Origin of the sequence: Bifidobacterium intestinale, from assembly GCF_023656765.1 — a bacterium.
GTDB classification, from domain to species: domain Bacteria; phylum Actinomycetota; class Actinomycetes; order Actinomycetales; family Bifidobacteriaceae; genus Bifidobacterium; species Bifidobacterium hominis.
In genome coordinates this window covers 289,239-299,304 of sequence record NZ_JAMOKR010000003.1, presented here as the reverse complement: position 1 = coordinate 299,304, position 10,066 = coordinate 289,239, and the positions used below count along the sequence as shown (strand labels likewise).

The window sequence follows — 10,066 nt, the reverse complement described above, 5'->3', positions numbered from 1 at the left end:
GTTTTGCGGTGGTCATGGCCCAGGTGAGACGCCCGGTCCCTTTCCGAACCCGGAAGCTAAGGCCTGGCTGCGGCGATGGTACTGCACTCGAGAGGGTGTGGGAGAGTAGCGCGCCGCCGCATTCTACTTGAGGGGGTTCCCGTCGAGCGTCACGCTCCGGGAACCCCCGTTTTTTTTTTATCTATCTTTCAAACGCAAACTCAAGCTGCGCACTCTTCCTTACTGCAGTTGTACTTTGTATCACCGGCTGTGTGATGGCGGCCTGCACATTGAACTTTCCTATGCGTTGATGACCGCGCGAATTCTGCAAGGCACGGGAACGGGAGTCGCACTGCCGCTGATGTTCAATATCATTCTTGAATAGTCGCCGAAAAGCAAAATCGGCATGCTGATGGTTGCGCAGGCTGGGCACGGTTCGGCCGGAGACACACAATTCGTGACTGCCACCCAATCGGATGCGCACCGGGGCTTTGTGTTCCTCCCAATCGTGATGGCATGCGCCATGCTCGCCACCTACGCGCTTCCGTGGCCAAACACTAACTACACGACACGTAAATGTCCCATTTCCTCCACCCGCTGGATGAAACCGGACAGTACGGGGGTGTATGTACGTCCAGATTCATCCACTCACTGGATGAATCTGGACGCCGGAAGGCCTGTCAACGTACCGATTCCTCCAGCGGCTGGAGGAATCCGGACTGTGAGAGGCTTGGCAGCGGGTGGATTCATCCAGTGAGTGGAAGATTTGGAACGCTGAGAGGTGAGTTGGCAGGTGAATTGTCCCAGGGGGTGGGGGATTCGGTACGCGGGAAGTTCGCGTGTGGGCAGATTCCTCCAGCGGGTGGGTGATTTGAGACGTTGCGACACGCCGATTTGGGTTTTAGGAAAAACTGTTGTATTCTAGTCAAGTTGCGTTTCACGGATAGACACTGTGAGATGTTGCATAATTGGAGAATTCGCCTAGTGGTCTATGGCGCACGCTTGGAAAGCGTGTTGGTGTAACAGCCTCACGAGTTCGAATCTCGTATTCTCCGCCAGTAGGGCTTCCGGATGATTCCGGAAGCCTTTTTTCATGCCGAAAAACGGCGTCTTTCCAACGATTTGCGTTCTTTTTGCCGTTCTGCGTCCAAAGCCTTTGTCCAATCTGAAGTGTCGCTGGGTGCCATAGGATATCGGGTAACCTTTCGGGCATAAATCCAACAAGATTCGATTCCTACCCGATTGGCATCCAGATGCACTTTTCCGAAAGAGACCAACATGGGCAGACGACGCTTCGGCTACCTCCAGAAAAAACCAAACAAGAAGAATCCCCGATACCTTGAGGCATCGTATGAGCCTCCGGTATGGGCGTACCGCAAGTGGCCCGACCAGCTGCGTGGCAAGAAACGGATCTACAAGAACTTCCCGCTGCGGTTCGCGATCGATGCGGAAACCTGGCTTAACGACGCGGAACGCGACATCATACGGGGCACATGGGTGCCGCCGCAGCTCGAGCAGCTGAAGGAGGAGGCACACGGCACCACCTTCGCGCAATACGCCATGGACTACCTACGCGAGCACCGCAAGGCCAACGGCGAACTCTTGGCCGAACAGACCGTGGAAAAATACCGCCAGTACCTGCGGGACCACCTGATTCCGGTCCTGGGCGTGTACCGCATGGACGAGATCACCGAATCCCTGCTGCGCGAGACGATCGATTCGATGGACGTGTCGGGCGATGGTGCCGGCGCCAGCATCAGATGGCATGTCGCCACGCTCATGCGCGCCATGTTCGCGGAGGCGAGCACGAAGAAGGTGAAAGGCACAGGAGAACCGTTGATCGGCAGCAATCCGGCCATCAACATCCGGGTCGAGAAACCACTGGCCGACATTGCCGACGCCGACGTCAGCCATGAGGAGCTGGACATGCTGTACGCCGCCATGCCGGAGCGGCCCGCACTCGTCATCTATCTGGTTGGGGTGCTCTGCCTAAGGCCGGAGGAGGTGTACGGACTGCAACGTGGGGACATCGACATCAATCCGGACAAGCAGGGCGGAGTGGTGCGCGTCAGAAGAGCCGCCATAAGCATAAAGAAAGACGGGCGAACGGTTCGCGGATACGGCAAGACCAAGACCCCGGGCAGCGTCAGGGACGTCGCCATTCCGAAATACCTGGTGCCTTGCTTCGAACAGCATCTGGAGAAGTTCGTCGAACCGTTACCTGAGTCGCCGATGTTCACCGGTTCGGTCACGCACGATATCGTCAACCCGCAAAGCGTGAGGAACGCCTGGTACAGGGCCCGCAAGACGATTCCACGTCTCGAAGAGAAGAAGGTCAGGCTATACGATCTGCGCCACCGGGCGCTCACGGAGGTGGCGAGCTACACGAACAGCCTCAAAGCGGTCATGGAGATGGGCGGCCACACCCAGGTAAGCACCGCCATGCATTACCAGCACGTCACGGAGAAAGAGAAACGCAAGATCCTCGCCGGAATCGAGGCCGATGCCAACGCGGCCCGCATGAAACGCGCGGCAACCACCAACGATGGAAGTAGCGTGAATGTGCCATCCCACGACGAGATCGAGTCGCTGTCGAGAAATCTCGAACAAATGGATCCGAAAGTGCGGGCGAACGTGCTCCGATCGATGGAAGAGGGCAGACGATCCCTGATACTGTCGCATTTCTCCGAGGAAGCCCAGATCGAAACCATGGCCAAACTGTTGAGCGAATCATGAAAAGTGGGGAATCGAAAGATTCGGAGAAAAAATGTCCAATCCTGACACGCTCGAAAGTGCCTTAGTGTCGTTATAAGCGTCGTAAAGGCGCGAAAAAGCAAAAGACATTCCCCAAGGGAACGTCACGAACGACTAGACAAGGAGCGATAGAACATGCCCAAGAACCAGACGATGAATCTTGAACCGTTGTCCGTCTCGATCATGGAGGCGACACGACTGCTGGGATTCAAGGATCCCAAAAGCGTACGAAACCTCATTCGCAGCGGAGACCTCCACGCGTGCAGGGCAGGACGCATCTATCTCGTCTCGTACGAATCCCTCAAGGAATTCGTCGGCAGATAGCAACCCCAACATCGCTAAAAAAGCGGCCGCCCCGTGATCCCTATTGGAGCGGCCACCAAATTCCTCGAAAGGAACTACACTAGTAATGATAGACCTAAATCCGCTGAGGGGCGAGTTCGTGGGCGACGGCATTTCCCGCACCGCCGGTGGACATCCGTACAACCCGCTCGCCGGAGGATACACCTTCGACGACGACTGGTATTGGGAATCCTGCACGGAATTACGCGAGATTCGCGACTTCGCGGTCTGGCACATGGTATCGCCGTACGCGGTGCTGGCATGTGTGCTGGCGAGGATCGTCGCGGCTATGCCGCCGCACATCGTGCTCCCGGCGTTGGTCGGCGCGAGCTACGGTTCGTTGAACTTCGGTGTGGTGCTGCTCGGTGGCCCGTCATCTGGCAAGGATACCGCGTACACTACGGCGGAACACCTCGTTCCCGATGTCAGGGGCGCGTACGAGGGTACTCCCGCGACCGGCCAGGCGGTGTCCGCGATCTTCGCCGTCCGATCCGAATCCGGATCGGACGGCGAAGGGTATCGTACCGAGTTCGTGAACGGGCGCGCGATTCTGCGGTATACGGAGATATCGACGCTCCAGGCGCTCATGGGACGGAAGGAGAGTACTCTGAGGTCCACGCTGCTGGACGTGTTCTCCGGGCATCGGATCGGCGAGACCACCAAGGACCGCAGCCTGTCGGTCGTCATACCCGACCACGGATACCGCGGGATCCCCGTCATCTCCGCCCAGCCGTCCAGCATCGACGTGTTCACCAACGGATACGGTGTCGGCCTGCAGCAGCGGTTCCTCTACGTGTCCGCGCTGAGCGATCGCATCGCCAACCTTCGCGTGGATTTCCGCGACACCACCCCGGAACCGGCCACCACCATGTTCCCGTACGACCAGGGAATCTTGCCGGCCGATCTTCCCGCCGAGATCATGGGAAAGGTGTATTCGAAGGGAGGGTACGGGAATCTGGCCCCCCGAAGTAGTGGGAGACGCTCGGTACGAACTCAAGCCGATGACGTTCCCCAAAATCGTGGAGGAGCATGTGATCTTCGACCGGATCCGCACCAATAGCATGGACAGTCCTGCCTCGCCGACCGCGCACAGCACATACATGCGCATGAAACTGGCAGCGGCCATGCACCTGCTCCGTCTCGGGAGCGGCGGCGATCCACTGGTCGTGAGCGAGGAGGACTGGGAGCTTGCCGGCGTTCTCGCCGATAGTTCGGCGAAGACGTTCGAGGATGCCCGGAAACAGTCCGATATCATGCGCAGCGAACGGATGGCGGAACGCATGAAGCTGACTGACGACGCTTCCGACGTCGCCGAGACGCAGCGTGCGAAGAAGGTGGAAGATCGGATCATGTCCCTGCTTGAGGACGCTCCAAGCCATGAGCTATCCAGGAGATCCCTACACAACAGCATCTCGAAACGACAGCGTGAGGTGCTATCTCCGGCACTGGAGAACCTGATGCGTTCGGGACGTATCAGAGCGTCCTCAAAGGGTGCTGGAGGGGAATGGTATAAGCTGATCTGACATTTTTAACGGACAGCCTACAGGCCTACCGGCCTACATATTGAAATATATGGGATTCATCGACCTGCACGATCGACCTACCAACCTACTGCCAGATTGCAACGTAGGTCGGTAGGTCGATTGTGTGGGTTGGGAAAACCCAATAGAGAGTAGGGTGAGGGCGGTAGGCCGTGTAGGTTGCCATATAGAAGATGAGATTTGAATATGGCATTTCCAAAAGACGGGGCTGAAAACGATATAGGGTGAATGAAAGGTTGGTTCTATGCCGTTCATGCTTTGTTAGTGATGCTGATGCACTGGTGCGTGACAATGTGATTTGAGAAGTCCGTCGCTTTCATTCGCTCCGACACGCTGGAACGCTCCCGCGAAACAGCGTGGTAAACGTTTACCAACAGGATCTGCAGCAGGAAACCACGACACCAGGAAAGGAAGAAAACGATGGAAAACGCGAAGGAAATGGTCTGGAAGGACAAGGACCTCGAAGCGCGGTACAGGAGGAATCTGGAGGCCATGGAGGAACGCCACAGGAGGCATCCGGAACTCGCGAGCCCATGGGCCCTGCCGTACAAGGTGTTCACGGAGAACAGCATGTACGGCATCCAGAACATGCGCATCCGCTGGCTGATCGCCAACCGTCCGCAGGAATACCGGGAGATGATGATGGCCAACGTGCTCGAACAGCATCTGCAGGAAACGGAACGCCGCACACGCCACCAGTACGGCAGGAACATGGACATGCTCATGGAGCAGAGGCACCTGAAGCGCCGCACGGACGTGATGGCCGCGCACCCGGAGATTACCGAGACGGACCGCTACTACGGCATGATCCAGGCGGAGCGCGACGCGATGGACATGGCGATTCGCGAGATCGTGGAAAGCTACTGAATCGACGTAAAAGATATGACGGAAACAACGAATGGAAAACGATTCATGGTTTCCGCCGTGCGCGATTGCTCGAAGCACGGCTGCCAATAATCAATTGGACGTTGTTCGACGCAGACGGGTGTCGGTAGCGGGCATGTTGTCAGTCCGCCGTCTCTTCCAGAGATTGCTTCCAAAGCTGCGGGGTCACAATGCCGTCGAAAGCGGCAACGAGATCGCCTTCCATCCAACAGTATTCACCGTTCCAGGCGTCGAGATAGTCCCGGACGAATGCCATCGCATCCTCAGGAACAGCCCCCTGAGTCCCGAAACGTTCGTCAAAGGCTTTCGAGAACTCCTCGTACACCGCAGGATCAGCCGATCCCTTGTCTTCCTAAAGGAACGGATTCGCCTCGGACAGAAATGACCGCAGACGCTCCGTGCCATTCTCCTCAAACGCCGCATCGAGAGCGTAAAACATGGATACGAACGTCTGGTAACTGTGTGCCTGCATAAAATTAATTCCTTGAAGGCGGTCATGAACCATCAAAAGCCGGTCTACCCGTTATCCTGCGTCTTCACCTTGCTGCATTCGCATTGCTTTTGGTATATCTCGGTGAACAATTCAAGATTTTCTATTGTTGGATACAGCATAAGAGACAGCGTTGATGCTTTCGGATATCTTTTCCCATCATCCTTAAGTACCGTGAAGACGGGCATATTGCCAATGGCGATCTGGCCACCATGAGCAACGCCGCTGCATATCTGCCAAGAAGTCAGTCCTTGATAAAGATGGCGTTTGCCTCTGACCTTACGATAGATAGCATCAGCCCTTTTGACTATCTGAGTATGCTGAGGCATCCCCGATGCTTGCTTGCCTTCAAATGCCTTGAACCGACGTTTGGCGTCACCCAGCAATGCCGCGGCGAGGTCATGTAGCGCCTGGACCTCGCCTGCTTCACCCGCAATTTCTTGCAGTGCCCTTTTGGAGTCCTTGTAGTTATCGAGAGTCAATCTGAGGGCATTAAAGGCTCTCTTTTCCAAAGTGTCGAATGAAGCAAGCCATATTGCCGTGGCGATGCTTTCCAACGCAGAACGGTTCAGGATATATGGGGTAATCCCCAATGCCTCATTTTGCGTTGCAAATATCGCATTAAGAGTTTCCAATGAAACTTGCAATAAGGAAATGAGCTGACCTTGGTATATGCCCATGGAACGTTTGTTGGCGTTGGCAATAATGCTGCCGTCTTCGGCCGCCAGATCTTCAAGTTTGAGTTTGCGGACAGACTCGAACCTTGCTTCGAGCTCTACAAGACTCATTTCTGCCTTATGAATGGCCGCCTTGCTGAGCTCTTCATCAGAGATGGGGTTTTCGATCTGAAGAATGTTCTGCACGGCTACTGCTCCTGGGTCATTTCCGCGTAGCGGTCGAAGAGGATTTGGAGGCGTTCGTCATTGCTCTTGCAGGGCTTGGCGGCACCGAAGGCCGCGTCCACCACCTTGTCGAGCGACTCGTGAGCCTTGCGCAGATCCTGCGGCATGAAGTCCGGATCGTACAGGTCCGCCAGGGACTGGCCCGGATGCGCCTTGCGGGCATCCAGAACGGCCTTGCCGGCATCAATGACCTTCTGCCGTGCTGCATCATCCAATGCGGGCAATGGCAGGTTGTTCCACACCACGGTGTTGGAGAAGCGACAACGCGATTCAAGCCTTCCACCGACGGCCTTCTGCCATGTCATAAACATGCTTGATTCGATAATCGTGAAATTGAAACCGTCCGGATCATCGCAGGTGAATAGCAAATCCGTCGCTATCACGTCTGGCGAGAGAATGTCGCAGGTGGCGTAATCCCTACGCTCACTGAACACTTTGGGGATGGCGAGGTATGGGACGGACGGTTGATGGTCATCCCTGAAGAGCCACGGGGTGAAACGGTTCTTGTAGGCGTCCCCAGTTTTCGTCGCATTTTCCCTGTAACTCTTGCATGCCCCCACTCTCGCCGTAAGGACTTTGGACTGTCGGAGTTCGCTGGGCTGCACATCCTTAAGCCAGAGGCACCAACGTTCCTTGCCCTCAATAAGCTCTTTTCCTCCACGAAGAGGGTGCACGTATTCCCTTGCGATCGGATCCCCCATCGCCTTGTCGTATTCATCGGTCGTATCGAGTATCAGATTTCCGCCATCCAACGGCATGGATCCGAAATCCACGCGCGAAAGCATTGACGAGATCCTGCCCTTCCGCTGGCTTCTGGCTTCTATGAAGAAGTCGCCGCCGTCCAGAAGATATCCATTGATGCGCTTCGGATGGGAAACGACCGGTTCCGCCGTAACAATCGGATAAGTGAAAAGAATGGAATCCGTTTCCTGTTTGCTTAATCCCAGAACGACAACATGTACCTTGGCGTTATCCGTGGTCTGGGCGTCCCATCTGAACGAACGGTGCGCGAACCGGATATGCCATCCGTTTTCCTTGACGTGGTTGAACAACGGCGGTACCTGCTGGCCCTGGGTAATGCTGTTCGTTGACACGAACGCGAATTCCGCGTCCTGATTGTCCCTGAGATAGTCGATGGCCTTGAAGTACCATCCGGCCACATAGTCGAGGCTGCCGCCCGCCTTGCCGCAGACAAGGTTCAGATCCTGTTTGATCTGTTCGGTGCGCTGCTGGTGTCCGATGAACGGCGGGTTGCCCATCGCGTAGGAGCACTGTTCGCCGGGCAATAGTTCGTTCCAGTCGTACTGCAGGGCGTTGGCCTGCACGATGTTGCCCGAATCATGCAACGGCAGATGCGGCAACGCCTGTCCCGCGATGGCCTCCGTGTCGTCCAACGCCTGCTGTTCCGCGATCCACAACGCGGTACGCGCCACGGACACCGCGAAATCGTTGATCTCGATGCCATGCATCTGGTCGATCCGCACCTTGACCAGGCTGTTCTCGCCGCCCAATTCCATGTAGCCCTGGCCGTGCAGCAGGTCGGAGATGACGCGGTTCTCCAATTCGCGCAGCCGCAGATACGTTTCGGTCAGGAAGTTGCCCGAACCGCACGCCGGATCGAGGAAGTTCAGCGAGGCGAGCCTGTCCTGGAACGCTTTGAGCCGGTTCTCGCGGGCCCTCTCGCCAAGCGTCTGGTCGTGTTCGACACGGTCGAGCTCGGCCGTGAGATTGTCGAGGAAGAGCGGGTCGATGACCTTGTGGATATTCCTGACGGAGGTGTAGTGCATGCCTCCCTTGCGGCGTTGGTCGTGGCTGAGGGTCTCCTCCATCAGCGATCCGAAGATGACGGGGCTGATGGTGCGCCAGTCGAACCCTTTGCCGGCCGCGAGCAGGGATTCGCGTATCAGGTCGGTGAACTGTGGAATCTCGATGCCTTCGGCGAACAGGCCTCCGTTGACGTACGGGAAGCGTTTGAGATCGTCCTCCAAATACTTGTCGCGCTGGCCGAACGGGGTGTTCAACACGTCGAACAGGTCGATGACGGCGCGGCGCAGGTGCGCGGCGTCGTAGCTTTCGACGTATTCGCTGAACGAGTTGCCGGGGTAGAGTCCGGCGTCCTCGGCGTATAGGCAGAACACGAGGCGCACGGTCAACACGGCGAGGCTGTGGTGGCTTTCCGGGTCGTCGGGATCGTCGTATTGCGCGGCGAGCGTGTTGTGCAGGTTCGCGACGAGCAGGCCCGCGTGCTCGGACAGCTTCTGCTCGACCATGACGCGGGAATGCTCGCTGCTGAAGATCGATTCCAGGGTGCCCAGGTGTTCGCCGAGGTCCTCCAACGCGAACTCGTCCACGGGTGTTCCTGTGGCGCGTGGATCCTGTTCCAGGTCGTAGAAGCGGAAGGTTCCGAAGTTGCACGTGCACAACACCGCGGGCTTCTTGCTCAACGGCAAGGCGTCCGCGTAGCGTAAAGCCTGCTGCACGGGCGTGACGGGAGTGCCCTGCCTGGTCTCGGGCTTGTCCATGTCGATGCCGGCGCTTTTCTGCTCGACCAGCAGCCGCGCCTCGGGGCACAGCACGTCGATGAACCCGCCGCCCACGGTCCTGTATTCGAACAATGCGGCCTCGGTCGGACGCTCGACATCGAGCACGTTCTGCAGCAGATCGATCCAGAAACGCTGCGTCTCCTGCTTCTCGTCGCCACGGCCCTTCCACCGCTCGACGAACTCCAACACCCTCGTACGACGTTCAAGAACACTCATGACCCAATCATCCCACGCCGTCCGCGCGCGCATGTTTTCCGACACGTTTCCGTGGAAGAAAATCTTTCGGACGACGGGCCTTTCCGTTCCCGCTTCCTGAATGGAACAGGGGCCGGGCCGCGTAGTTCCGCATCGGTTTTTGTCCAATCCCGCATCGGTTTTCCTGCGGGAACATAGTCGTGAACGCGCCGTGTTCCCGGTGCGAAAGACAGGAAGGAAAACCGAAAATGAACGACGAGAACGCAGCCGTTTCCTTGCGGGAAAACGGTCGGAAACCATCCCGATCCGGCATACCGGAATCGGGGATAGCAAGCGACGCGAGTGTGGACACACTCGCTCGGCCCGTGGAACGGTTCGGCTTGCCAGGGAATCCCGGCCCCTATGGTCGGCAAGGCCTCCAGACCGCTCGCGCGG

At 57.2% G+C, this 10,066-nt stretch carries 8 protein-coding genes, 1 tRNA gene and 1 rRNA gene; 7 read left to right on the top strand and 3 right to left on the bottom strand.

The annotated features are described in order from the left end of the window. Positions 1-4 precede the first annotated feature (4 nt). The 7 genes from rrf to NBH13_RS05940 all read left to right on the top strand — a co-directional run bounded on the left by rrf (position 5) and on the right by NBH13_RS05940 (position 5,483). Positions 5-122 (top strand): 5S ribosomal RNA (gene rrf, locus NBH13_RS05970). Positions 123-949: 827 nt separating this feature from the next. Continuing rightward, positions 950-1,037: transfer RNA gene (locus NBH13_RS05965), tRNA-Ser, on the top strand. Positions 1,038-1,257: 220 nt separating this feature from the next. After that, entirely contained in the window at positions 1,258-2,715 is a 1,458-nt protein-coding gene (locus NBH13_RS05960) for a tyrosine-type recombinase/integrase (protein ID WP_250779268.1), read from the top strand. Positions 2,716-2,868: 153 nt separating this feature from the next. Beyond that, positions 2,869-3,057, top strand: a complete 189-nt coding sequence (locus NBH13_RS05955; RefSeq protein WP_250779267.1) for a helix-turn-helix domain-containing protein — start codon at positions 2,869-2,871, stop codon at positions 3,055-3,057. 85 nt (positions 3,058-3,142) lie between these two features. After that, positions 3,143-4,135: a hypothetical protein gene (locus NBH13_RS05950; RefSeq protein WP_250779266.1), complete on the top strand. Its 993-nt coding sequence runs from the start codon at positions 3,143-3,145 to the stop codon at positions 4,133-4,135. Then, entirely contained in the window at positions 4,077-4,598 is a 522-nt protein-coding gene (locus NBH13_RS05945; RefSeq protein ID WP_250779265.1) for a hypothetical protein, read from the top strand. Before NBH13_RS05950 ends, NBH13_RS05945 begins: the two co-directional genes overlap by 59 nt. 438 nt (positions 4,599-5,036) lie before the next feature. Then, positions 5,037-5,483, top strand: coding sequence for a TnpV protein (locus tag NBH13_RS05940; RefSeq protein WP_250779264.1), 447 nt, complete (start codon positions 5,037-5,039; stop codon positions 5,481-5,483). A 139-nt stretch (positions 5,484-5,622) separates the two neighbouring features. Here NBH13_RS05940 and NBH13_RS08680 read toward each other — a convergent pair whose 3' ends face one another. The 3 genes from NBH13_RS08680 to NBH13_RS05930 all read right to left on the bottom strand — a co-directional run bounded on the left by NBH13_RS08680 (position 5,623) and on the right by NBH13_RS05930 (position 9,652). Beyond that, entirely contained in the window at positions 5,623-5,757 is a 135-nt protein-coding gene (locus tag NBH13_RS08680) for a hypothetical protein (RefSeq protein WP_284703019.1), read from the bottom strand. A gap of 260 nt (positions 5,758-6,017) precedes the next feature. Further along, positions 6,018-6,854, bottom strand: a complete 837-nt coding sequence (locus NBH13_RS05935; RefSeq protein WP_250779263.1) for a hypothetical protein — start codon at positions 6,852-6,854, stop codon at positions 6,018-6,020. A 2-nt stretch (positions 6,855-6,856) separates the two neighbouring features. Then, positions 6,857-9,652 carry a DNA methyltransferase gene (locus tag NBH13_RS05930; RefSeq protein ID WP_250779262.1) on the bottom strand — a complete coding sequence of 932 codons (2,796 nt, stop codon included), beginning with the start codon at positions 9,650-9,652 and terminating at the stop codon, positions 6,857-6,859. Positions 9,653-10,066 lie beyond the last annotated feature (414 nt).

What these genes read in the sequence shown, in the direction of transcription:
- NBH13_RS05960 (WP_250779268.1), top strand. Translation starts at nt 1,258, where the DNA reads ATGGGCAGACGACGCTTCGGCTACCTCCAGAAAAAACCAAACAAGAAG.
- NBH13_RS05955 (WP_250779267.1), top strand. Translation starts at nt 2,869, where the DNA reads ATGCCCAAGAACCAGACGATGAATCTTGAACCGTTGTCCGTCTCGATC.
- NBH13_RS05950 (WP_250779266.1), top strand. Translation starts at nt 3,143, where the DNA reads ATGATAGACCTAAATCCGCTGAGGGGCGAGTTCGTGGGCGACGGCATT.
- NBH13_RS05945 (WP_250779265.1), top strand. Translation starts at nt 4,077, where the DNA reads ATGACGTTCCCCAAAATCGTGGAGGAGCATGTGATCTTCGACCGGATC.
- NBH13_RS05940 (WP_250779264.1), top strand. Translation starts at nt 5,037, where the DNA reads ATGGAAAACGCGAAGGAAATGGTCTGGAAGGACAAGGACCTCGAAGCG.
- NBH13_RS08680 (WP_284703019.1), bottom strand. Translation starts at nt 5,757, where the DNA reads ATGGCATTCGTCCGGGACTATCTCGACGCCTGGAACGGTGAATACTGT.
- NBH13_RS05930 (WP_250779262.1), bottom strand. Translation starts at nt 9,652, where the DNA reads ATGAGTGTTCTTGAACGTCGTACGAGGGTGTTGGAGTTCGTCGAGCGG.